This window comes from Rhabdothermincola salaria, from assembly GCF_021246445.1.
Lineage (GTDB): Bacteria > Actinomycetota > Acidimicrobiia > Acidimicrobiales > Acidimicrobilacustridaceae > Rhabdothermincola_A > Rhabdothermincola_A salaria.
In genome coordinates this window covers 303,875-326,580 of the sequence record NZ_JAJQXW010000001.1, presented here as the reverse complement: position 1 = coordinate 326,580, position 22,706 = coordinate 303,875, and the positions used below count along the sequence as shown (strand labels likewise).

General features: G+C 72.9%; 21 protein-coding genes. 14 read left to right on the top strand and 7 right to left on the bottom strand.

The window, feature by feature from the left end:
• Positions 1 to 49: 49 nt before the first annotated feature.
• Positions 50 to 244 (bottom strand): hypothetical protein, encoded by a 195-nt coding sequence (locus LUW87_RS01555; protein WP_232669318.1) that lies wholly within the window; start codon positions 242 to 244, stop codon positions 50 to 52.
• Between the two features lie 324 nt (positions 245 to 568).
• Positions 569 to 1,216 carry an endonuclease III gene (gene nth / locus LUW87_RS01550; RefSeq protein WP_232669317.1) on the bottom strand — a complete coding sequence of 216 codons (648 nt, stop codon included), beginning with the start codon at positions 1,214 to 1,216 and terminating at the stop codon, positions 569 to 571.
• Between the two features lie 73 nt (positions 1,217 to 1,289).
• Here nth and mshD point away from each other — a divergent pair, with 73 nt between their 5' ends.
• From mshD to LUW87_RS01520, 6 genes are all read left to right on the top strand, one after another.
• The gene (mshD, locus tag LUW87_RS01545) at positions 1,290 to 1,904 is read left to right on the top strand and encodes a mycothiol synthase (RefSeq protein WP_232669316.1); all 615 of its coding nucleotides are present in this window, start codon (positions 1,290 to 1,292) and stop codon (positions 1,902 to 1,904) included.
• A gap of 9 nt (positions 1,905 to 1,913) precedes the next feature.
• Complete coding sequence (rlmN, locus tag LUW87_RS01540) at positions 1,914 to 2,990, top strand: dual-specificity RNA methyltransferase RlmN (RefSeq protein ID WP_232669315.1); 1,077 nt, start codon at positions 1,914 to 1,916, stop codon at positions 2,988 to 2,990.
• 4 nt (positions 2,991 to 2,994) lie between these two features.
• Positions 2,995 to 3,354 carry a hypothetical protein gene (locus LUW87_RS01535; RefSeq protein ID WP_232669314.1) on the top strand — a complete coding sequence of 120 codons (360 nt, stop codon included), beginning with the start codon at positions 2,995 to 2,997 and terminating at the stop codon, positions 3,352 to 3,354.
• 131 nt (positions 3,355 to 3,485) lie between these two features.
• Complete coding sequence (locus LUW87_RS01530) at positions 3,486 to 3,944, top strand: MaoC family dehydratase (RefSeq protein WP_232669313.1); 459 nt, start codon at positions 3,486 to 3,488, stop codon at positions 3,942 to 3,944.
• Positions 3,945 to 4,047: 103 nt separating this feature from the next.
• Entirely contained in the window at positions 4,048 to 5,682 is a 1,635-nt protein-coding gene (locus LUW87_RS01525; protein WP_232669312.1) for an acyl-CoA synthetase, read from the top strand.
• Between the two features lie 334 nt (positions 5,683 to 6,016).
• Complete coding sequence (locus LUW87_RS01520; RefSeq protein WP_232669311.1) at positions 6,017 to 7,600, top strand: SpoIIE family protein phosphatase; 1,584 nt, start codon at positions 6,017 to 6,019, stop codon at positions 7,598 to 7,600.
• A 337-nt stretch (positions 7,601 to 7,937) separates the two neighbouring features.
• Here LUW87_RS01520 and LUW87_RS01515 read toward each other — a convergent pair whose 3' ends face one another.
• On the bottom strand, positions 7,938 to 9,164 hold the full coding sequence (locus tag LUW87_RS01515) for an acyl-CoA dehydrogenase family protein (RefSeq protein WP_232669310.1): 1,227 nt from the start codon (positions 9,162 to 9,164) through the stop codon (positions 7,938 to 7,940).
• Between the two features lie 42 nt (positions 9,165 to 9,206).
• The gene (locus LUW87_RS01510) at positions 9,207 to 10,328 is read right to left on the bottom strand and encodes a metalloprotease (protein ID WP_232669309.1); all 1,122 of its coding nucleotides are present in this window, start codon (positions 10,326 to 10,328) and stop codon (positions 9,207 to 9,209) included.
• 24 nt (positions 10,329 to 10,352) lie between these two features.
• On the opposite strand from LUW87_RS01510, the gene LUW87_RS01505 reads away from it, so the two are divergent.
• The 3 genes from LUW87_RS01505 to LUW87_RS01495 all read left to right on the top strand — a co-directional run bounded on the left by LUW87_RS01505 (position 10,353) and on the right by LUW87_RS01495 (position 13,913).
• Positions 10,353 to 11,726 (top strand): GNAT family N-acetyltransferase, encoded by a 1,374-nt coding sequence (locus LUW87_RS01505; protein WP_232669308.1) that lies wholly within the window; start codon positions 10,353 to 10,355, stop codon positions 11,724 to 11,726.
• Between the two features lie 163 nt (positions 11,727 to 11,889).
• Positions 11,890 to 12,600 (top strand): ubiquinone/menaquinone biosynthesis methyltransferase, encoded by a 711-nt coding sequence (locus LUW87_RS01500; protein WP_232669307.1) that lies wholly within the window; start codon positions 11,890 to 11,892, stop codon positions 12,598 to 12,600.
• Positions 12,601 to 12,647: 47 nt separating this feature from the next.
• Positions 12,648 to 13,913: an isochorismate synthase gene (locus LUW87_RS01495; protein WP_232669306.1), complete on the top strand. Its 1,266-nt coding sequence runs from the start codon at positions 12,648 to 12,650 to the stop codon at positions 13,911 to 13,913.
• Between the two features lie 158 nt (positions 13,914 to 14,071).
• Here the strand turns inward: LUW87_RS01495 and menD are convergent, their stop codons facing one another.
• Entirely contained in the window at positions 14,072 to 15,832 is a 1,761-nt protein-coding gene (gene menD / locus LUW87_RS01490; protein ID WP_232669305.1) for a 2-succinyl-5-enolpyruvyl-6-hydroxy-3-cyclohexene-1-carboxylic-acid synthase, read from the bottom strand.
• A gap of 81 nt (positions 15,833 to 15,913) precedes the next feature.
• Between menD and LUW87_RS01485 the strand changes: the two genes are divergently transcribed.
• Genes LUW87_RS01485 through LUW87_RS01475 form a run of 3 tightly spaced genes read left to right on the top strand, consistent with a single transcriptional unit; the run spans position 15,914 to position 18,812 of the window.
• Positions 15,914 to 16,711, top strand: a complete 798-nt coding sequence (locus LUW87_RS01485) for an alpha/beta fold hydrolase (RefSeq protein ID WP_232669304.1) — start codon at positions 15,914 to 15,916, stop codon at positions 16,709 to 16,711.
• Positions 16,712 to 16,761: 50 nt separating this feature from the next.
• Positions 16,762 to 17,907 carry a phospholipase D-like domain-containing protein gene (locus tag LUW87_RS01480; RefSeq protein WP_232669303.1) on the top strand — a complete coding sequence of 382 codons (1,146 nt, stop codon included), beginning with the start codon at positions 16,762 to 16,764 and terminating at the stop codon, positions 17,905 to 17,907.
• Positions 17,904 to 18,812, top strand: coding sequence for a diacylglycerol/lipid kinase family protein (locus tag LUW87_RS01475; RefSeq protein ID WP_232669302.1), 909 nt, complete (start codon positions 17,904 to 17,906; stop codon positions 18,810 to 18,812). Before LUW87_RS01480 ends, LUW87_RS01475 begins: the two co-directional genes overlap by 4 nt.
• Before the next feature lie 44 nt (positions 18,813 to 18,856).
• On the opposite strand, the gene LUW87_RS01470 is transcribed toward LUW87_RS01475, so the two are convergent.
• A complete protein-coding gene (locus LUW87_RS01470; protein WP_232669301.1) occupies positions 18,857 to 19,747 on the bottom strand; it encodes a 1,4-dihydroxy-2-naphthoate polyprenyltransferase in 891 nt (296 codons plus the stop codon).
• Between the two features lie 75 nt (positions 19,748 to 19,822).
• Between LUW87_RS01470 and LUW87_RS01465 the strand changes: the two genes are divergently transcribed.
• Positions 19,823 to 20,938, top strand: coding sequence for a class I adenylate-forming enzyme family protein (locus tag LUW87_RS01465; RefSeq protein WP_232669300.1), 1,116 nt, complete (start codon positions 19,823 to 19,825; stop codon positions 20,936 to 20,938).
• Positions 20,939 to 20,990: 52 nt separating this feature from the next.
• On the opposite strand, the gene LUW87_RS01460 is transcribed toward LUW87_RS01465, so the two are convergent.
• Positions 20,991 to 21,734 carry an SDR family oxidoreductase gene (locus tag LUW87_RS01460; protein ID WP_232669299.1) on the bottom strand — a complete coding sequence of 248 codons (744 nt, stop codon included), beginning with the start codon at positions 21,732 to 21,734 and terminating at the stop codon, positions 20,991 to 20,993.
• Between the two features lie 64 nt (positions 21,735 to 21,798).
• Here LUW87_RS01460 and LUW87_RS01455 point away from each other — a divergent pair, with 64 nt between their 5' ends.
• A complete protein-coding gene (locus LUW87_RS01455; RefSeq protein ID WP_232669298.1) occupies positions 21,799 to 22,626 on the top strand; it encodes an enoyl-CoA hydratase-related protein in 828 nt (275 codons plus the stop codon).
• Positions 22,627 to 22,706: the final 80 nt, after the last annotated feature.

The window sequence follows — 22,706 nt, the reverse complement described above, 5'->3', positions numbered from 1 at the left end:
GACGAACGCTACCCGGCCCCGCACTCGGCCCCGGCAGGGGTTGCGCCGATCAGCGCCGCATCCGTCTGGTCACCGCGTCGAGCCGCCGCTGGGCCATCCGCAGGGCCCGCTCGACCTCGAACAGGTCGTGGGCGACGGCATCCTGGCCCTGGTTGTGCATGCCCTCGGCGATGTCGGCCACCTTGGCCACGAGATCGTCGAGGGTCGTCCTGGCCGATGACAGCTGCGCACGCTCGGAGTCCACCCCAGGAGTATGGAGGACGCCGGGGGCGCTGCCTCCCGGGCCGGCCCGGAGAAGCACCGTGCGGGTGGGCAAAAAGAGGCCGACGCCCCTCGAAGGGGGCGTCGGCAGGCGACACTGGGCGGCGGATCCCAATATGTGTCGCCGGATGTCAGGTGGCGGGAACCTGACAGGGATGACGATAGCCCCTCAGATCGCCACCTGTCAGGCCAGGGCCGGAAAAGTCGCGCCCAGCCCCGCCCGACGACCCGACCGGACGCCCCTGAGCAGGGGAAACGGGCGGAAGAAAAAACCGGTCGAGAGACCTGGCCCGCACCGCCGGCACCGTCAGACACCCAGCCCGGCGGACGGACAGATGTCGGCCAGGACGCACACGTCGCACTTCGGTCGGCGCGCCGGGCAGACCCGGCGGCCGTGAAGGATCAACAGGAGGCTGAAGCGACCCCGCTCCCGAGCCGGGACCATGGGGTCGAGCACGCGCTCGACCTTCACCGGGTCGGTCTCGGTCGTGAGCCCCAGCCGAGCCGACAGGCGCAGCACGTGGGTGTCGACGGGGAGTCCCGGCAGGTCGAGGGCGACGCTGCGCACCACGTTCGCCGTCTTGCGCCCCACCCCCGGGACCTTCACCAGGTCGGGCATGGCCCCCGGCACCTCCCCGCCGTGGCGCTCGACCAGCGCCTGCGCCATCCCGATGAGGCTGCGAGTCTTGTTCTTGTAGAAGCCGGTGGAGTGCACGAGCTCTTCGACCACCTCCGGGTCGGCGACCGCCAGGTCCTCGGGAGTGGGGAAGCGGGCGAAGAGCGCCGGGGTGACCATGTTGACCCGGGCGTCTGTGCACTGCGCCGACAGGATCGTGGCCGCCAACAGCTCGTAGGCATTGCGGTGGTCGAGCTCGCACCGGGCGTCCGGATACTCATCGCTGAGTCGCCGAAGCACTTCGCGAGCTCGGCCCTTGGGCGTTCGGGGACGTGCCATCGTCCGTGAGGCTACGGCGCCACGCCCCCGGTGCCGGACGGAGCGGCCGGGCGCGATCAGTAGGGTCGGCGCCGTGGAACGAGCGACACGAGACCCCGACGGCACCCTGGTCGCCCTCGAGGCCGATCCCGCCGACGCGGAGCACGACCGTCTGGCCCACGAGGCCGGCCTGGTGCTCACCCGCGAGGTCCTCCAGCTGCGCTGTCCCCTCCCCGCCGCCGACCCCGAGCCCCTCGATCTCCGCTCCTTCCGGCCCGGTGTCGACGACGACGCCTTCCTCGAGGTCAACAACCGCGCGTTCGCCTGGCACCCCGACCAGAGCGGCTGGACCGCGACCGAGCTCCGGGACCGCGAGGCCGAGCCCTGGTTCGATGCCGACGGGTTCCTGCTCCACGAACGCGACGGCCGCCTCGCCGGGTTCTGTTGGACCAAGGTCCACCCCGCCAGCGACCACGACCCGGCACTGGGGGAGATCTACGTCATCGCCGTCGATCCCGCCTTCCACGGCCTCGGGCTCGGACGGGCGCTCACCCTCGCCGGCCTCCAGCACCTCGCCGCCCGGGGCCTGCACCACGGCATGCTCCACGTCGAGGCCGACAACGTGCCCGCCCGTCGCCTCTACGAGGACCTGGGCTTCACCGAGCACAGCGCCCACCGCTGGTGGGGACCTGCCGACCCCGGTCAGTAGCCTGATCGGGTGCCGACCCGCTACGACGTCGACCGCCCGACGCTGGCGGGGCTGCTCTCCGGCGAGCCGCGCTTCCGCGTCGACCAGGTCTGGCAAGGGCTCTACGAGCAGCATCGCTCCCCCGCCGAGCTCACCAGCCTCCCCAAGTCCCTGCGGGCCCGCCTCGACCGCGACCTGCCGCCGGCCCTCGTCCCCGTGGCCGAATCCACGGCCGATGACGGCCAGACCGTGAAATGGCTCTGGGAGCTCCACGACGGCGCCACCATCGAGACCGTCCTCATGCACTACCCCGACCGCTCCACGGTGTGCGTGAGCACCCAGGCCGGGTGCGCCATGGGCTGTGGGTTCTGCGCCACCGGGCAGGCCGGGTTCGAGCGCAACCTCGGCGTCGGTGAGATCGTCGAGCAGGTCGTGGCCGCGGCGCGCCGGGCCGAGGACTCCTCGCCGCCGCGGCGCCTGTCCAACGTGGTGTTCATGGGGATGGGCGAACCCCTCGCCAACTACGACCGCACCTGGGCCGCCGTCACCCGCATCCACGACGACCTGGGCATGGGCGCCCGCCACCTGACCCTCTCCACCGTCGGCATCGTGCCCGGGATCCGCCGCCTCGCAGGCGAGGCCCTCCCGGTCAACCTCGCCGTGTCCCTCCACGCCGCCAACGACCTCCTTCGCGACGAGCTCGTCCCCATCAACCGCCGCTACCCGCTCGCCACCCTGCGCGACGCCTGCGCCGAGTACCTCGAGGCCAAGAACCGCCGCCTCTCGTTCGAGTGGGCGCTCATCGACGGCGTCAACGACCGGGCCACCGACGCCGAGGAGCTGGCCGCGTTCGCCCGCCCGTTGCGGGCCCACGTGAACCTGATCCCGCTCAACGCCACACCGGGGTGGCCCACCACCGGCACACCGATGCCTCGGGTGACCGCCTTCCGCGACCTGCTGCGGGACCTCGGGGTCAACGCCACCGTCCGGGCCAACCGGGGCAACGACATCGACGCCGCGTGCGGCCAGCTGCGGGCCAACCACACCGCCACGCCCGTCCAGCTCGGGCCGCGACGCATGCAACCGGCCGACCCCCCGCCATACTGAGGTGATGGAAACCCGCCGGTGGACCAACCCCGGGCAGCCCCAGACCCTCCAGATCGCGGTCTTCCTGCTCTACATCAGCGCCGTGTTCTCGCTGCTGGGCGGCATCGGGGGCCTCGGCATCCTCTTCGCCATCGCCTTCGCCGTCGGTGGCTTCGGCATCGCCAACGAGCAGAAGTGGGGGTACTGGACGGCGGTCATCGCTGCCGGAGCCCGCCTCGCCCTCATCCTCCTGCTCGTGGCGGGCGACGGCCTCGGATCGATCTTCGGCCTCGGCGTGCTGCTCGCCCTCGCGTTCCCGGTGGCGCTGTTCGCGCTGCTCGTCCACCCGATGAGCCGCAGCTACCAGCGCATCTGGTTCACGTAGGAACCCCTGCCCGGGCCGCGGCCGCTGGGTGGCCCGAGACGGTCGATGCAGGCGACACCGATGGATCGGCCCCGCCGACCCGGCACGTCCCACATTCGGCGCGACCGGCGCGGAGGGGCCATGATCAGACCATGACTACCACCGTGACCGGCATCGCCGGGCTGAAGGAACTGGTCGGCCAGCACCTCGGCTACAGCGACGAGATGGAGATCACCCAGGAACGGGTCAACACCTTCGCCGACGCCACCGGCGACCACCAGTGGATCCACGTCGACCCAGAGAGGGCCAAGGACGGGCCCTTCGGCGGGCCCATCGCCCACGGCTACCTGACCGTCTCGCTGGGCCCCGCCCTGCTGCCGACCATCGTGCGCGTCGAGGGCATGTCGATGGCCGTCAACTACGGGATGGGCAAGGTGCGCTTCCCGTCGCCGGTGCCCGTCGGGTCCAAGCTGCGCCTCGGCGCCGAGCTCACCGCCCTCGAGGAGCTGCCCAACAACGGCGCCCAGGTCACCATGACCTTCACCTACCAGGTCGTCGACGCTCCCAAGCCGGCGTGCGTGGCCGAGGTCATCTACCGCTACTTCGAGTAGGCGACACCCACCCGGCCCCGGCCAGACTGCAGGGCAGGGAACGACGACGAACGACCGGCCGACGGTGGATGCCACCGTCGAGCTCGGTACGACTGGGGGGAACGTGGACTTCGACCTGGCTGGTGTGGTGCGGGCAGTCGCGGCGGCGGTGCCGGACCGTGACGCGATCGTGCACCGAGAGACGCGGCTCACCTACGCCGACTTCGTCGCCCGGGCCAACCGGCTCGGCAACGTGTTGCACGACCACGGCATGGGGGCCCACCGCGACCGCGCCGAGCTCTCGGGCTGGGAGTCGGGCCAGGACCACCTGGCGCTGTACCTGCACAACGGGCCCGAGTACCTCGAAGGCATGTTGGGCGCCTACTGCGCTCGGGTGGCGCCGTTCAACGTCAACTACCGCTACGTCGCCGAGGAGCTGCGCTACCTGCTGGCCGACTCCGGGGCGCGGGGCATCGTGTACCACTCGTCGTTCGCGCCGACGCTCGAGGCGGTGCGGGCCGACCTGCCCGAGCTGCAGGTGCTGTTGCAGGTGCCCGACGGCAGCGACCACGAGCTGCTCCCCGACGCCGTCTGGTACGAGGACGCCCTGGCCGCATCCTCTCCCGAACCGCCTCCGGTGCAGCCCTCCCCGGACGACCTCTACATCCTCTACACGGGGGGCACCACGGGCATGCCCAAGGGCGTGCTGTGGCGCCAGGGCGACATCTACCCGGCCGCCCTCGGGGGTCGGGAGCTGGCCACCGGTGAGGAGTGGGTCGACATGGACGCGGTGATCGCCAACGCCGTGAACGGCGGCGCCCGGGTCCTGCCCGCCGCCCCGTTCATGCACGGTGCCGCCCACTGGCTGGCGTTCAACGCCCTGGGCGGCGGCAACACCGTGGTCCTGCCCCACAACACCACCAGCCTCGACGCGGCCGACGTGTGGGCCACCATCGAGGCCGAGAAGGTCAACATCATGCTGATCGTCGGCGACGCCTTCGGCCGGCCGTTGCTCGACGAGCTCCAGCGCAACGACTACGACCTGTCCTCGATGATCCTGTTGGTCTCGGGCGGGGCCGCCCTGTCCGCCCCGGTGAAGACCGCCTTCCTCGAGGCGCTTCCCGCCATGGCCATCATGGACGGTCTCGGCTCGTCCGAGACCGGCCAGCAGGCCAGCCAGGTCACCGGCGCCGGGGCGCAGGTCAGCACCGGCACCTTCACTCCCGGCACGGGCATGGCCATCGTCTCCGAGGACCTCTCCACCGTGCTCGCCCCCGACGACGAGGAGTCGGGATGGCTGGCCCAGAAGGGTCGGGTGCCCCTCGGCTACCTCGGCGACGAGGCCAAGACGGCCAAGACCTTCCCCGTCATCGACGGCGTGCGCTACTCCGTCCCGGGCGACCGGGCCCGCTTCACCGCCGACGGCCTGCTCGACCTCCAGGGCCGCGACTCGGTCACCATCAACTCGGGCGGCGAGAAGATCTTCGCCGAGGAGGTCGAGGCCGCCCTCGCCCACCACCCGGCGGTCTACGACGTCGTCGTCACCGGCCGACCGAGCGAGCGCTGGGGCAGCGAGGTGGTGGCCGTGGTGCAGCTGCGCGAGGGGTTCACGGTCTCGATGGCCGACCTCCTCGAGGAATGCGAGCGCCACGTGGCCCGCTACAAGGTGCCCAAGGACATCGTCTTCGTCGACCAGGTGATGCGCTCACCGGCCGGCAAGGCCGACTACCGCTGGGCCAAGGAGACCGCCGCCACGTAGCGCCGGCGCCCGACCAGAGCGGCGTCAGGGGACGCTCAGGTCGCGTTGGGGCCGGACCCGAGGACAATGCCGGATGGAAAGGGGCGCATGCCTCTGCGCGGGCCGGTTCGTGGCGTGATTCACTGATTCCGGAGCCATGAGGACTGGCGTCTCGGGACGGGGCGGCATCGGCAAGGGCCTCCGTGGGGGGAGAGATGGTGGGTCAGGAGCTTCGGTCCGCTGAGACGACCGCGTTTCTCGCGCCGACATGGAGGACGGTGCCGGGAGGCATCGAGGAGCCTCGTCTCACCACCGCGGCGCCCTCCGGGTGCTGGCCTACGTCCGTGCGGCACTGATGCGTTCCAGCGACGTCGATTGGGCCGGGGTGGTTTCGGCGGTGGGCGAGCTCGGCACCGCCGACGCCGACGTCGCGACGGTCGGGTCGGTGCTCGTGACCAGCTGCCACCGCGCGCTCGGGGCGACGGCGAGCGCGGTGTGGTTCGGGACCCCCGGCGGCGCCGACTGGCAGCTCGTCGCCTCCCACGGGCGCGTCCCGAACGCCGCCGAGCTCCCCGCGCCATGGCGTCGCCGAGGATCGTTGCGTTGCAGCCGCGATGCACACGGCTCGCCGATCTGCACTACGGCCAGTGCCGCGCTCGATGGCCAGGTGGTGGTGACGTTCTGGGTGCGGTTCGCTCCCCACGAGTACCTCGGTCCTCAGCGCGTGGGCGCCCTCGACTTGCTCATCGCCGTCGGGACGGGCGCATTGCGCCGATCGCAGAGCAGCGAGCATGCCCGCAAAGCCGGAGTCCTCTTGCAGCGGCGTCTGCTCCCGGAGGTCCAACCCGGAGACAGTGGTGAGGCCGCCACTCGCTACGCACCCGCCGGCGACGGCAGCCAGGTCGGTGGCGACTGGTACGACATCGTCCACACACACGACCAGCGCACCGTGCTCGTGCTCGGCGATGTCGCCGGCCACGGGATCGAGGCCGCCGTCCAGATGACCCAGTTCCGCACCGTCCTGCACAGCCACCTGCTCGAGGGTCTCCCGGCCACGATCGCCCTGGCCCGGCTCAACGACCTCGCCCTGGACCGGGATGGCTTCGCGACCTGCTGCTGCATCGAGATGGGTCCCCAGGGCACTGTCGTCACCTCCGCTGGGCATCCTCCGCCCATCGTGGTCGGGCCCAACAACCACGCAGCCCTGTGCACGATCCAGCCAGGCCCGCCCCTGGGCGCCATCCCACACGCCACCTACCCGGCGCAGCGCAGCGACCTCCAGCCCGGCGACACCGTCGTGCTCTACAGCGATGGACTCGTCGAGAGGCCAGGCACGATCGTCACCGACGAGATCGAACGCCTCCGTCGGGCCGCGGCCAACGCCGTCACCAATGACCCCAGCGAGCTCGCCGACCACTTGGTCGGCCTCGCTGGCCCTCTCCCACGGCTCCGCGACGACGTCGCGGTGCTCGCCTTCCGACCGGTCCTGGGCGTGCTCGACCCCACGACCCGCTCTGGCCCCGCATCCGTCCCGATCGGGCAGCTGCCCCTCTCCGACGACCTCATCTGGCAGCTCATCGAGGCCACGCCCGATGCGCTGATCGTCACCGACACCGTCGGCACCATCGTGCTCGCCAACCAACGCATCGAGACGTTGTTCGGGTACAGCCGGAGTGAGCTCATCGGCACCCCCATCGACAGACTCGTGCCCGAAGACCTCCGGACCCGCCACGCCGAACACCGCCAGCGCTACCTGGAGGAGCCGACCATCCGGCCGATGAGCAACAGAGAGCTCCACGGCCGGCACCGCGACGGCACCACCATCGTCGCCGAAGTCACGCTCAGTCCCGTCCACGTCGACCACCACACCTACGTCATCGCCACCATCCGACCACGAACGCCGGGCGCCAGTCCCACGCGGTCCACATCGGCGCCGTGACTTCGAGACGAGGAGCACGACGCTTCCCTCGTCGCGAGCTCCTCGGGACGCGGTGCGAACGGGTCGCTGGCGCTCCCATCACCCACCCCACGGCACGCGGTAGCCGACTCGCAAGAGGCGGAGGAGCGCCAGCGACGGAGCCTCAGAACGGTCCCGCGTTTCGGCGAAGGCGGTGAGGCGAACGCTCCCATCGTCCACCTGACAGCTCACGGGGTGGCGACAGGCGAAGGAGCGCCAGCGACTGAGCCTCAGACAACGTCTGCGTTTCGGCGAAGCCGGCGCAGGGAGGCTTGCCGACCGGAGCTGAATGTCACGGCTTGCCGACCGAAGCTGAATGTCACAGCGGGAGCTTGCCGGTGGCCGCCTTGGTGGTTCCGTGGTCGGTGTAGGCGGCGATGGTGCGCTGGGCGATGCGCATCTGGTGGACCTCGTCGGCGCCGTCGGCGAAGCGGGCCCAGCGGGCCTGTTGGGCCATGTGGGCCAGCGGCGTGTCGGTGGAGTAGCCGAGGGCGCCGTGGACCTGGATGGCCCGGTCGACGATGCGGTTGAGGGCGTTGGCCACGAAGTGCTTGGCCATCGAGACCTCGGAGGTGAAGTCCATCCCGCCGTCGATGAGGTAGGCGGCGTGCAGGACCATGAGCTTGGCCTGGTAGAGCTCCATGGCGGAGTCGGCGATCATCCACTGGATGCCCTGCTTCTCGGCCAGCAGCGAGCCGTGGGCGTAGCGGTCGAGGGAGCGGTCGACCATCATGTCGAGGGCCACCTCGGCCTGGCCGATCCAGCGCATGCAGTGGGCCAGACGGGCCGGCCCGAGACGGGCCTGGCCGAGCAGGTGCCCCTGGCCCCGACCGCCCAACATCTGGTCGCGGTGCACGCGCAGGTCGGTGATGCGGATCTCGCAGTGGTTGTGGCTGCCCGACATCGTCTCGATGTCGCGTACGACCTCCCAGCCGTCGGTGGGGATGTCGACCAGGAAGGCGGAGTTGGCCGCCTGCGGGAGCTCGGGGTCGTCCTCCGTGCGGGCGATGAGGATGGCGAACTTGGCGCCGCGGGCACCGGAGATGAACCACTTGTGGCCGTTGATCACCCACTCGTCGCCGTCGGGGTAGGCGTGGGTCTGGATGAGGGTGGGGTCGGACCCGGCGACCTCGGGTTCGGTCATGGCGAAGCACGAGCGGGCCCGTCCCTCGCACAGCGGCGCGAGGTAGCGCTGCTTCTGGTCGTCGGTGGCCCAGTGCAAGAGGGTGTGCATGTTGCCCTCGTCGGGGGCCTGGGCGTTGAGGGCGAAGGGACCCATCCGGGTCTTGGCCGCCTCGGCCGACACCGCCGCCATGGCCACGTGGCCGAGGCCCATGCCACCCCACTCGGCCGGCATGTGCGGCAGCCAGAGGCCCCACTCCTTGGCCGCGGCGCGCATCTCGACGATGGCGCCGATCCAGCGCTCGCGGTCCCAGTCCTCGTCGGCCGCGGCCACCTCGATCGGCCGCACGACCTCGTCGAGGAAGCGACGGACCCGGTCGCGGACCTCGTCGATCTCGGGCGGGAAGGAGAAGTCGATCGCCATGGGCGGAGTGTGGCACAGCACCCTCTGGCCTTGACCGGCCGGTCAAGCGAGGACGGCAGCCACCTCGTCGGCCGCGGCGGTGTGGCCGAGGTGCCCGAGAAGGTCGCGTAGGAGGGCGGCTCCGGCCCACCCGGGCTCACCCAGCAGCACCAGCTCGGAGGCGACCGGTCCGGCCACGCCGGCCGACGCGACCGCCACCGCCAGGAGGCTCTTGGGCAGCGCCGGGTCGTCGTGGGCCAGCGCCCACGCGGCCAGGGCCACGCCCCCGTCCGGATCGGCGCCCAGAAGAGCCTGCGCCGCCGACAGCGAGGCCGAGGGCCGGTCATCGGCCGCCGGCCCCGGTCGCGTCGACGGGGTCGGCGGGGTTGGTCGGCCCTGGAACACGTCGCTCCATGCGGTGAGCTCGTGCCACCACCGGCGCGCCTCACCGGTGGGACGAGACGAACCCACCCGCGACAGCACCGTGTCGGCGTCGGCCGGGCGGCCCTCGAGCAGGAAGCGGTGAGCGGCGGAGAGCTCGTCGAGCAGCTCGTCCTGGCGCACCTTGCGGAGCTGGCTGAGGTTCAGTGCCCCGAGGCCGCCCGCCAGCAACGCCCCGAACAGGAACCCCCGGCTGTAGGCCCACACGGCGATGGCGGCGGCGACCGCCACGGAGACGATCTCGGCGACTCGACGACCGCGACCCTTGGTGACGAGGTCGCACACCGCGAGGAAGACCTGGCCGCCGTCGAGCGGGAGGACGGGGACCAGATTGAGCACCGACCACCCCACGTTGATCCACACGACCTGGTCGAGGACGGTACGGGCGTCGCCCGGCGAGACCACGCCCGCCCCGGCCATCACCACCGCAGGGAGGCCCAGCAGCACCAGGGCCGACAAGGGCCCGGCCAGGCTGGTGACGATGCGAGCGGACGGCCCCAGCGCGCCTTCGCCTGTCGTCAGGCCGCCCATGCCGTGCAGCACGACCCGCGGGCTGAGACCGTACGCCCGGAAGGCCACGGCATGACCCATCTCGTGCACCAGGATCGAGATGGTGGCGATGACCACCCAACTGATGAGGAAGCGCGGCTCCTGGCCCAGTCCGAGCAGCAGGATCACCACGAAGAACACGGGCTCGAAGCGCACGGGGATCCCTGCGACGCGAACCTCCGGGGCCTTGAGCACCCACCCAGGCTACGGTCCGGCGACGTGTCCGGACCCGACGCCCCCCACACGGCGGCCCCATCGAGCGGCACCGGTGGAGCCTCCTCCGCACCGAGCGCCCCCTCGGCGCTCGAGGGCGGGCTGGTGCTGCGGGCCGCCCGGTCCGAGGACCGCGACGGGGTCATCGCCCTGAACGAAGCGGCGTTCGGTGTGCAGGACGCATCGGCCGTGGCCTCGGTCTTCGAGCCGGGATCGTCGGTGGAATGGCTGGTCGTGGCCGACGAGGGCCCCGGCGCCTCCAGCACCGTCGTCGGGGCGTGCTGCCGGATCCCCCACCGGTTCCGCCTCGACGGTGCCACCATTCCGGGCAGCCAGATCGAGTTCGTGGTCACCGATCCCTCGGTGCGGGGACGAGGGCTGGTGCGGGCCCTGTTCGCCCGCCACCACGCCCGGGCCGCCGAGCTCGGCGAGCAGCTCCAGGTGATCGGCGGGATCCCGTACTACTACCGCAAGCTCGGATACGGATACGCCATCGACTACCCGCCGCTCGTGGTGGTGGAACCGACCACCCTGCTCGCACCGGACCCGTCGGTGCTGACCATCCGGCCGGCCCGAACCGACGACATCGCCGCGCTCGTCGCGCTGGACGTCCGACGAGACGACCACGGTCTCGTCGTCGAACGCGACGACGACGTGTGGCGGCGATGGCTCTCACGGACGTCGACGTCCGCGGCACCGGACGCGCCGGGGTTGGGCCTCGGCGAGCCCGAGGTGTGGGAGGCCCTCGTCGTGGCCGAGCGGGCCGGCACCATCGTCGGCTGGCTGCGCGTCCAGGTCTACGTCGACGAGGCCCAGGTGCACCTGCTCCCCGGCCCAGTGCCCGACGCCGACGTGGGGCTCCAGCTGCTGGCCCGGGTGCGACAGGCGGCCGACCACCTGGCCGGCGCCGTCCTCGGTCGTCCGGTCGAGATCCTCACCGCCGACCGGCCGGGGTCGGCCTGGGCCCGCGTCCTCGCCGTCACCGGGCACCCCCGCGACGAACCGAGCGGCATCTACGGGCGCACCCCCGACGAACTGGGCCTGTTGCGCACCCTCGAACCGGTCCTGTCGCGCCGCCTGGCCACCTCGCACCTGGCCGGCGACCGCGGTGAGGTGGTGATCTCGCTGTACGAGCGGGCGATCCGGCTGGCGTGGTCCGATGGGCGCGTGACCACCCTGGAGTCCTGCCCGGCGGATCCCGACCCGTTCGACAGCGGCCAGGTCGGCGTGGCCCCGGACTGGTTCCCGGCTCTCGTGCTGGGCCGCTGGGGTGCCTCCGGGCTGGCGGCCCGGGTCGACGACGTCCAGCTCGGCCACCACACCGCGGTGATGGACGTGCTCTTCCCACCCCGCCCGAACGACCTCGTCGCCGACCTCTGACGCACTCCCCCCTCTGCGACCCTGTCAGGAGAGGGCGTCACCCCCCAGCGCCCTATCCCGACAGCTACGGCAGTGGGCGGTGGGCGGACAGCAGCACCGCCCGCACCGCCCGCACCCGGCGTGGACTGAGGGCCGCGGGTCCGACAGCCGTAGGCTCCACGGCGTGGTGGACATCGATCCGGAACGACTCCCCGAAGGCGACGAGAAGCGGGCGGCGGTGCGGTCGATGTTCGACGCCATCGCCCCCCGCTACGACCTGGTGAACCGGGTCATGACGTTCCGCATGGACGTGGCCTGGCGCAAGCGAACCGTGCGAACCCTCGGGCTCGGCGCCGGTTCCACCGTCGCCGACCTGGCCTGCGGCACCGGCGACTTCTGCCGTGAGCTCGACCGCCAGGGCCTGCGCCCCATCGGGTTCGACCTCTCGTTCGGGATGTTGGCCGCGGCCCGCACGGGAGCACCGCTCGCCCAGGCCGACATCGTGCGCCTGCCCGTCCCCGACGGAGCCCTCGACGGGATCACCTGTGGCTTCGCGCTGCGCAACCTGGTCGAGCTGCAGGCCTTCTTCGTCGAGCTGGCGCGGGTCGTCCGGCCCGGCGGGCGCATCGCCCTGCTCGAGGTGGCCGAACCTCCCAACCCCGTCCTGCGGTGGGGCCACGGCGTGTACTTCGGCAAGGTCGTGCCCCGCATCGGCGGCCTGCTGTCCGATCCGGGCGCGTACCGCTATCTCCCCAAGTCCGTCGCCTACCTGCCCGACCCCGGCGTGATGCTCGGCTGGCTCGAGGACACCGGGTTCGTCGACGTGCGTCGCGAGCTGCTCTCGACCGGGATCTCCCAGTTGGTCACCGCCACCCGTCGCCACCCCGGGCGCTGACCGTGCCGACCGGTCCCGGGGTCCGCTCCGGCCCGACCGCGGGGCTGGTGGCCCGCACCCGCCTCCTCGACGTCGACCCGGACCTGATCGCGGTCGCCGCCGACGACGGTGTCGTGTTCGTCCGTGACCGGGTGGGCGTGGCCGGCGTGGGCGTCGCCGCCCGCATCCGGGTGCCCCGCACGGGAGGCGCCGACGACGCCGGCGCCGTCACCGAGGCCTTGGGTGCGATCACCCACGACGATCCCGTCCATCATGCCGGTTCGGGACCGGTGGCCATCGGGGCCCTGCCCTTCGAGCCGACCCGCCCGGGAGCCCTGGTCGTCCCCCGGATCACCGTCGGTCGGGCCGACGACGGCACCCGATGGGTCACCACCGTCACCCCGCCCGACGACGCCTGCTCGACCGAGGAGGTCGACGCCGTCCTGGCCCGGGGGCTCGCCACCGGCACTGGCTTCGGGCGCGATGCAGGGTCGAGCCGAGCCGACGAGGGCCCCGGGTCCTACACCCTGCGGGCCACCGTGGCTCCGGCCGAGTGGTGCGACACCGTCGCCGAGGCCACCACCCGCCTGCGCGCCGGCGTGGCCCGCAAGGTGGTGCTGGCCCGGGCGGTCGAGGTGAGCACCGACCGTCCGCTGCGGGCGAGCGTCCTGCTCGGTCAGCTGCGCCGCAGCTATCCCACCAGCCACCTGTTCTCCGTGGAGGGGTTCGTCGGGGCGACACCCGAGCTCCTGGTCGCCCGGGCCGGTGACCGGGTCCTGGCCCACCCGATGGCGGGCACCGCCCCCCGCAGCGGCGACCCGAGCGCCGACGCCCGCCTGGCCGCCGGCCTGCTGGCCTCGACCAACACGCGCGACGAGCACCGCCACACCATCGACATGGTGCACGACACGCTCCTGCCGTGGTGCAGCTACCTCGACGAGGAGGCCGAGCCCCAGATCGTGGCGATGGCCAACGTCCAGCACCTGGCCACCCGACTCGAGGGTCGCCTCTCGAGTCCTCCCGCATCGGTCCTCGAGCTCGTCGGGGCCCTGCACCCGACGCCGGCCGTCGGCGGCAGCCCGCGCGACGTGGCCCTCGACCTGATCGCCGAGCTGGAGGACCTCGACCGGGGCCGCTACGCCGGCCCGGTCGGTTGGGTCGACGCCGCGGGCAACGGCACCTGGGCGGTGGGCATCCGATCGGCCGAGCTGCACGGCACCACCGCCCGCCTCTACGCGGGAGTCGGCGTGGTGGCCGACTCCGATCCTGCGGCAGAGCTGGCCGAGACCCGGGCCAAGCTGCAGGCCCTCCTCTCGGCTGTCGTGCGACCCTAGGGCTCTGTCCACGAACGTTCGTGGGTGGGTCGTCGAGTCAGGGGCGTCGCTCGCAAGGACGCAGGACGAAGTACCTGCCTTGCCCAACTGCGAGGACGAGGACGCCGCGAGCGGTGCCACTGGCCGACGAGACGCCGCAGAGGTTGGTGGTCAGGGCCCTAAGGGAGGTCGCTGATCGCGTCGGCGGTGAGGCGGTGCAGGTGGTCGTGGAGCTCCACGTTGGCCGCCCGGTCGGTGGTCACGAGCACCACGTGCACGCCACCCTGGGCCACCGCACCCGCCACCGCCGGTCCCAGCTCGGCGACGCGGTCGATCGTGGTGGCGGGGATCCCGTGCGCCCGGACCAGGGCGGCCAGGTCGACGCCGTGGGGGGTGGCGAAGAGGGCCTCGAAGCGCTCGGGGGCCACGGCGGAGGCCTGTGGCAGGAACGAGAAGATGCCGCCGCCGCCGTTGTCGACGACGACCACGCAGAGGTCGATGTCGCGCCGGGCGGCACCCAGCAGCCCGTTGGTGTCGTGCAGCAGGGCGATGTCGCCGATGAGCAGCGCCGTCGGGGCTCCGGCCAGGGCCACCCCGACCGCGGTGGAGACCACGCCGTCGATGCCGTTGGCTCCCCGGTTGGCGTGGACCGCCACCCCGGGGATCGGACCGGCGAACCACTCGAGGTCGCGCACCGGCATCGACGACGACACCACCAGCGCGCCGCCCGCCGGCAGCGACCCCGCGACCACCCGGGCGGTGCCGGGTTCGGTGAGGGACCCATCGCCGTCGAGCGCGTCGACGAGGACGGCCTCGACGGCGTCGTCGGCCCGGCGCCACCGCTGACCCCACCCCGGGCTCGTCGACCGCGAGCCGAGCGCGAGCATGGCGCGGGCCCAGGCGCCGGGGGCCGCCGGCACGAGGAGCCCGGCCGTCCGGTCGGGGTCGAACCAGGCGCCGTCGCGGTCCACGACCACCTGGGGCACGTCGAGTCGGGCCAGCCACTGGGCCTGGACCTTCGAGGCCGGGACGGATCCGAGGCGCACCACGGCGTCGACCTCGTCGCCCACCGCCGCGCTGCGCAGCAGGGCGTCGGCGTGGGCGATCGCCGCCCGGTGCCCGGTGCGGCACCCGCTGCGGGGATCGGCCAGCACCGGCCAGCCCCAGGCGTCGGCCAGGGCCAACACGGCGTCGGGGTCGTCGATGTCGCCGCCCGCCACGATGACGCCCCGTTCGGCCCCGGCGAGCGCCTCTCGCGTGGCGCCGGCCTGGTCGCCGGAAGCCGGCGACGGTGCGGCCATCCGGTGCCAGGGGCGGCCGCTGTCGCGGCCCGGAGGGAGCGGCCCGGGCCGGCCGACCAGCGGCTCGCGAAAGGGCAGGTTGACCTGCACCGGCCCGGGGTGGGGTCGGCCGGCCTCGAGCACGGCCCGGGACGCCAGGCTCCGCCAGGAGTCCGCGGCCTCCCACGACGGCGGTCCCGGGTCGGCGAACCACCGCACGGACCGCCCGTAGAGGTGTGTCTGGTCGATGGTCTGGGCGGCGCCGACGTCACGCTTCTCGGGAGGGCGATCGGCGGTGAGCACCAGCAGAGGCACCCGGTCGAGGTCGGCCTCGACGACTGCCGGGTGCAGCTCGACGGCGGCGGTGCCGCTGGTGGTGAGCACGGGCGCAGGCCGACCCGTGGCCCGACCCAGCCCCAGCGCGAGGAACGCGGCCGATCGCTCGTCGTGGTGGACGTGGACCCGGAGGCGCTCGTCGCCGTCGATGGCCAGGGCCATGGGCGTGGACCGCGAGCCCGGGCACACCACGGCATCGGTGACCCCACTGCGCACCAACTCGTCGACGAACGCCGCGCAGAAGGTGGCGTTGAGGTCGCCGGTCTCGCCCTCTCCACCCGGCTGGGCGGTCGTGGCGCCAGCTCCTCGCCCGTCGTCGGTCACGGCGAGCAGCCTACGGGGCGGGCCGGGCCCCACTCGGCGTCGGCCGGGGCCCTCGTGGTGGCGGCGCGTACAGTCGCCCGCGTGTCCGACCCTGCCTCGCTGCCCGTCGACCACCTCGGAGGTCCCGACGGTGCCCCTCGGCTGGTGCTGGTCCACGGCTTCACCCAGACGAGCCGTTGCTGGTCACCGTTCGCCGACGACCTCGCCCGTGAGCTGGACGTCGTCGCCGTGGATGCCCCCGGGCACGGACGCGCCGTCGACATCCGAGCCGACCTCGTGGCGGGCGCCCGCCTCCTGGGCGAGGCCGGAGGTCGAGCCACCTACCTCGGCTACTCGATGGGAGGACGGCTCGCGCTCCACCTCGCCCTGCAGGCCCCCGAGCTGGTCGAGCGGCTGGTCCTCATCGGCGCCACCGCCGGCATCGTCGACGAGACGGAGCGGGCGCAGCGCCGGCGGGCCGACGACGAGTTGGCCGACCACATCGAGGACGTGGGCGTGGCGACCTTCCTCGACGAGTGGCTGGCCCAGCCGCTCTTCGCGGGACTCCGACCGGAGACGGCACACCTCGGAGCACGACTGGCCAACACCGCCGAGGGCCTGGCGTCCAGCCTGCGCCTCGCCGGCACCGGGACCCAGGAACCGCTGTGGGACGACCTGCCGCGCCTCTCGATGCCCGTCCTGGTGCTGGCGGGGGTCGACGACCCCAAGTTCTCGGCCGTGGCCGCCCGGATGGCCAAGGCCATCGGGCCCAACACGACCGTGGCCCTCGTCCCCCGGGCCGGCCACTCCGCCCACCTCGAGAACCCCGGCGACACCGCCTCGATCGTGCGACGCTGGCTGCGGACCCACCCAGGGATGGCGCCACCCCCGCCCGGGTAGGAAGCCGGACGGCCAACGCCCCACCGACGCCCCGCGGCCCAGGAGAGACCTTGACCCGACTGTCCGACGTCGTGACCACCGCCCTCGGCACGCCACCGACCGATGGCAACCGCATCGACCTCCTGCGCAACGGCGACGAGATCTTCCCCTCCATGCTGGCGGCCATCGACGAGGCCGAGGAGTCCGTCGACCTGCTCACGTTCGTGTACTGGACGGGCGACATCGCCCGACGGATGGCCGCCGCGCTCAGCGCGGCGGCGCACCGCGGGGTGGCCGTGCGGGTCCTGCTCGACGCCATCGGGGCCAGCAGCATGGACGAGCACCTCGTCGACGTGATGGCCCGAGCAGGGGCCGACGTCCGACTGTTCCGACCCCCGCTGTCGCGCTTCCGCTTCCGCACCATCGAGCACCGCACCCACCGCAAGGTCCTGGTCTGCGACGACAAGATCGGGTTCACCGGGGGCGTCGGCATCGCCGCCGAGTGGGAGGGCGACGCCCGCGGCCCCGACGAGTGGCGCGACACCCACGCCCGCGTCGAGGGGCCCGCGGTGGCCAGCCTGCGGGCCGCGTTCATCCAGAACTGGTCCGAGACCGAAGAGGTCTTCCTCGCCGAGCCCTCTCGTCCCCTGCCCGAGCCCGCAGGCAACGTCACGGTGCACGTCGTGCACGGACAGTCGAGCGTCGTGTGGTCCGACGTCGGCTACCTGTTCCGGGTCCTCGTCGCCTCGGCCGAGCGGCGCCTGCGCATCTCCACGGCTTACTTCTCCCCCGACGAGGAGTTCCTCGATCTCCTCGTCCGGGCGGCGCGACGTGATGTCGACATCCAGATCCTGGTGCCCGGTCCCAACATCGACAAGCGGGTGTCGTTGGTCGCGTCGCGCTCCTCCTACGCGAATCTGGCCACGTCCGGGGTGCAGATCCGGGAGTTCCAGCCAACAATGCTGCACACCAAGGTGATCACCGTCGACGGCGAGACCGCTGTCATCGGCTCGGCCAACATGAACGGGCGCTCGATGGAGCGCGACGACGAGGTGAGCCTGGTGATCCACGATGCTGGCCTCACCGCCCGACTCGACCAGGACTTCGACGAGGACCTCGAGCGCTCCGAGATCGTCGTCGCGGAGCGCTGGGTCGACCCACCCCTGCACCGGGTGGCCCTCGACAAGGTGGCCGCCGGCGTACGGCGGTTCCTGTGAGCGACGGCGCGACCACCGGCCGCGGCGGGTGGCTGGTCGTGGGGTCGACCTCGGCCGGCTCCAGCGGGCGCGAGCTCATCGAGACCGTCGCCGGACGCCTCGCCGGCGACGGTCCCACCGAGGTGGCTGTCACCTCCAGTCCCGAGGACCTCGACGACGCCCTCGGCCACCTCGGCGACCGCACCCTCGTCGCCGTCGGCGGTGACGGGAGCGCCCACGTCGTGGTCAACGCCCTGGAGCGGGTCGGCCTGCTCTCGTCCGCGACCGTCGGGTTCGTGCCCCTCGGCACGGCCAACGACTTCGCCACCCACCTGGGCATGTCCGCCGAGCCCCGCGAGGCGGCCGACCAGCTGCGCCACGGCCACCGGCGGGCGGTCGACCTGATGGCCGTCTCCGACGGAGGCCATGCCGCCGAGCTGGTGGTGAACGCCGTCCATGCCGGCCTCGGCGTGCTCGGCGCCGAGCGGGCGACGCCGCTCAAGCCCTTCCTCGGCCGCCTCGCCTATCCCGTCGGGGTGGCCGCCACGGGTGCGGTGTACCGCGGCCTACGCAGCCGGGTGCGCATCGACGGGCAGGCGGTCGACGTCGACGGACCGCTTCTGGCGTTGGCGGTGGCCAACGCCCCCCGCCTCGGCGGAGTGGAGCTGGTGCCCGGCGCCGACATCACCGACGGGGCCCTCGACGTCATCGTCGTGCCGGCCCGACCGTGGGTCGCTCGTCTGCGGGCGGTGCGCCATGCCGCCGGTCGCGACACCGACGCGGTCACCGTCACCCGGGCCCGCACCGTGGAGCTCGACGGCGACGTGGGCGAGCTCAACGCCGACGGCGAGGCCATCGATGTCGGGGGCAGCTGCCGCATCGAGATCCGCCCCGGGGCGCTCAGGGTGCTCTGCCCCACGCCCTGACCGCGCCGCCACGCTCAGGGCCGCGACGCTCAGGGCCGCGACGCTCAGGCCCCCAGCCAGAGCCCGGCGGCCATCACCACACCGAAGACCAGCTGTAGGCGACCGGTGGCCCCCAGCACCGGGATGAGCGCCGGCCCGCGAGCCCCTTCGAGCACCCGCTGCACCGCCGGACGGGCCAGCACCACCGTGAACAGCGAGGCCGCCGCCAACGGGCGGGCGGACAGCCCGGCGATGAAGGGCACCGACAGGTAGGTCATCAGCACCAGCCCGACGTAGAAGATCCGGGTGCGCTGGTCGCCCAGACGCACCGCCAGGGTGCGCTTGCCGGCCGCGGTGTCGCCGGGGATGTCCCGCAGGTTGTTGACGACCAACAAGGCCGTGGCCAACAGCCCGACGGGCAGCGAGACGGCCAGGGTCAGCGGCGTGACCGCCTCGATCTGCACGAAGGCGGAACCGGTCGTCGCCACCACCCCGAAGAACACGAAGACGAAGGCCTCGCCCAGCCCCGCGTACCCGTACGGGCGGGGGCCACCCGTGTAGAACCAGGCCGCGGCGATGGCCGCCGCCCCCACGACCAGCAGCCACCAGGTGGTGGCGGCGGCCAACACCAGCCCGGCGACCGCCGCCACCGCGAAGGCCACCAGCGCCGCTCGCTTCACCGCGCCGGCCGACTTGGTGCCCGAGCCGACCAGGCGGAGCGGACCGACCCGGTCGTCGTCGGTGCCCCGCACGCCGTCGGAGTAGTCGTTGGCGTAGTTCACGCCCACCTGCAGGGCCAACGCCACCACCAGGGCGGCGCCGGCGCGCCAGGCCACGATGCCCTTGCCGGCTCCCTCGAGCCCGGCCATGCCGGCCGCCGCCGCCGTGCCCACCAGCACCGGCACCACGGCGGCGGGCAGCGTTCGGGGCCGGGCCCCCTCGATCCAGGCGTTCACCCGGCCAGCTTGGCCCGTCACCGAGAACCCCGCCGAATCCCGACCGGGTCGGCATCGCCCGTAACCTCGGCGGTGATGCCTGAGCTGGTGGCCGTGGCCCGCACCGGGCCCGAGTTCGTGGACACGCTCCGGCGGGTCTGGGACCGGGGCGACGCCGTCCTCCCCCTCGACCCCCGCCTGCCGCCGGGCGCGGCGGCCGCCACGCTTCGGGCGCTGGCCCCGAGCCGACTGGTCGACGCCACCGGGGAGGAGACCCGCCTCCCCGACGGACGTCCGGTGGCGGCCGGCGACGCCGCCGTCGTCGCCACCAGCGGCAGCACCGGCGTGCCCAAGGGCGTCGTGCACACCCACGATTCCCTCGCCGCGTCGGCGCGCGCCGTCAGCGCCCTCCTCGGCGTGGACCCGGACACCGACCGTTGGCTGTGCTGCCTCCCCGTCTCGCACATCGCGGGATTCGCCCTGGTGGTGCGCGCCATGACCCTCGGGGTGGACCTCGAAGTCCACCCCCGTTTCGACGCCGAGGCCGTCACCGACGCCGCCGGGCGCGGCGCCACCCTCACCAGCCTGGTGCCCACCGCCCTCGAGCGCATCGACCCCCGCGCCTTCCGCCGCATCGTGCTCGGGGGATCCGCACCCCCTGCGGTCGTGCCGTCCAACTGCCACGTGACCTACGGGATGACCGAGACAGGGAGCGGGGTCGTCTACGACGGCCTCCCGCTCGAGGGGGTCGAGGTCCGCATCGTCGACGGCGAGATCTGGCTGCGTGGCCCGATGCTGCTGCGGGCCTACCGCGACGGCACCTCGCCGGTGGACGGTGAGGGCTGGCTGCACACCGACGACGCCGGCGCCGTGGGCGCCGACGGACGCCTGCAGGTGCAGGGCCGGCGCGGCGACCTCATCATCAGCGGCGGCGAGAACGTGTGGCCGGCCCCGGTGGAACAGGTCCTGGCCACCCACCCCGCCCTCACCGAGGTGGCGGTGGTCGGGCGCCCCGACCCGACCTGGGGACAGGTGGTCACCGCCGTGGCCGCCCCCTCGGACCCGGCAAACCCACCGACGCTGGACGAGCTGCGCGACCTGGTGAAGGCGACGCTGCCCGCCTACTGCGCCCCTCGCCGCCTCGAGCTGGTCGATGCGCTCCCCCGCACGCTGTTGGGCAAGGTCCGCCGCCGGGCGCTCGGCGCCGGGTGACGACGACCTGCTGAACGGGCCGGGCGCCGCCGCGCTCGCCACCGAGGCGCGGTCAGGACCGCATCAGCACCCCGCCGTCGACCACCAGGGTCTCGCCGGTGATCCACGAGGCGGCGTCGCTGACGAGGAACATGACGGCGGTGGCGATGTCGTCCGGTTCGCCCAGGCGTCGCAACGGCATGCGCTCGGCGATGGCGTCCTCGTGGCGTTCCCACAGGGCGCGGGCCATGTCGGTCTTGACCAACCCGGGCGCGACGGCATTGACCCGCACCCCGGGGGCCAGCTCGGCGGCGAGCGTGCGGGTGAGGTGCAACAGGGCGGACTTGGTGCCGTTGTAGATGCCGATGCTCGGTTCGACCGACAGCGCCCCCACCGACGCCACGTTGACGATCGACCCACCGTGCTCGGCCATCCATGCCTCCCACACCAGCCGGGACCACGCCAGCGGGCCCTTCCAGTTCACCTGCACGGTCTTGTCGAACTGGCTGTCGCTGATGGCGAGGGTGGGACCCTGGTACGGGTTGGTGGCGGCGTTGTTGACCAGGATGTCGACCGCGCCGAACCGCTCGATGGTGGCCGCCACGCAGGCTGCCGCCGCGTCCGGGTCGCCGGCGTTGGCCGCGAACACCGCCGTCTCGCCATCGATGCCGGCGGCGGTGGCCTCGAGCAGCTCGTGCTTGCGGGACGAGAGCATCACCCGGGCGCCGCTCTCGGCCAGCACCCTCGCGGTTGCCGCGCCGATCCCCTTCGAGGCCCCGGTCACCAGGGCCACCTTGCCGTCGAGTCGCAGTTCCATGCCGGCAACGTAGTGGCGTGACAAGGTGCAGCGACCCGTTCGATCCGTTGCCGAGGTGCTTCCCATGTCCGACCCGTCCACCGCCCCCGAACCCACGCTGCTCGTCGAGCGCGACGGCCCGGTGCTGGTGCTGACCATGAACCGCCCGCACCGCCGCAACGCCCTGGTGCCCGACATGCTGGTGCGCTTCGCCGACGCCTGGGCGATGGCCGACGAGGACGACGACATCCGCTGCGTGATCCTCACCGGCGCCGGCACCGAGGCCTACTGCGCCGGCGGCGACCTGTCCGACGGGTGGATGTCGGGTGAGGTCACCGAGGAGGCCAAGCGCATCCAGGAGCGGCTGAAGGCGGACCCGGGCATCACCGGCCGCGGCCTGCTGCTCACCGACTGGTGCCGCAAGCCGATCATCGCCGCCGTCAACGGCCAGTGCCTGGGCGGGGGCTGCGAGATGCTGCAACAGACCGACATCCGCATCGCCGAGGAGCACGCCACCTTCGGGGTGCCGGAGGTGAAGCGCGGCCTCATCGCCGGGGCGGGCTCGACCATGCGCCTGAAGCGCCAGATCCCGTACGCGGTGGCCATGGACATGTTGCTGACCGGCCGCACCCTCACCGCCGAGGAAGCCCTGCAGTGGGGCCTGGTGAGCCACGTGGTGCCGTCGGGGGCGTCGATGGCCAAGGCCCGAGAGCTCGCCGAGGTCATCTGCGCCAACGGCCCCCTCGCCGTCGCCGCCGCCAAGGCCTCGGTCGTGGAGACCGGATGGCTCCCCGAGGCCGAGGCCCAGCCCATCGAGATCTCCCACGTGGTGCCGGTGATGCGCTCCGAGGACGCCAAGGAGGGCATGCGGGCCTTCGCCGAGAAGCGCACGCCTGAGTTCAAGGGTCGCTAGTGCCCTGACCGGCCCCTCGGGGGCGATGGGGTGCGCCCATCCACCCGACCGGGTCCACGCGTGGCGTGCCACGATCGGGG

Bases quoted from the DNA above. Each gene is read 5' to 3' on its own strand.
- LUW87_RS01455 (WP_232669298.1), top strand. From the start codon at position 21,799: ATGTCCGACCCGTCCACCGCCCCCGAACCCACGCTGCTCGTCGAGCGC.
- LUW87_RS01515 (WP_232669310.1), bottom strand. From the start codon at position 9,164: ATGGCGATCGACTTCTCCTTCCCGCCCGAGATCGACGAGGTCCGCGAC.
- nth (WP_232669317.1), bottom strand. From the start codon at position 1,216: ATGGCACGTCCCCGAACGCCCAAGGGCCGAGCTCGCGAAGTGCTTCGG.
- LUW87_RS01530 (WP_232669313.1), top strand. From the start codon at position 3,486: ATGACTACCACCGTGACCGGCATCGCCGGGCTGAAGGAACTGGTCGGC.
- LUW87_RS01465 (WP_232669300.1), top strand. From the start codon at position 19,823: ATGCCTGAGCTGGTGGCCGTGGCCCGCACCGGGCCCGAGTTCGTGGAC.
- LUW87_RS01460 (WP_232669299.1), bottom strand. From the start codon at position 21,734: ATGGAACTGCGACTCGACGGCAAGGTGGCCCTGGTGACCGGGGCCTCG.
- LUW87_RS01535 (WP_232669314.1), top strand. From the start codon at position 2,995: ATGGAAACCCGCCGGTGGACCAACCCCGGGCAGCCCCAGACCCTCCAG.
- LUW87_RS01520 (WP_232669311.1), top strand. From the start codon at position 6,017: ATGCGTTCCAGCGACGTCGATTGGGCCGGGGTGGTTTCGGCGGTGGGC.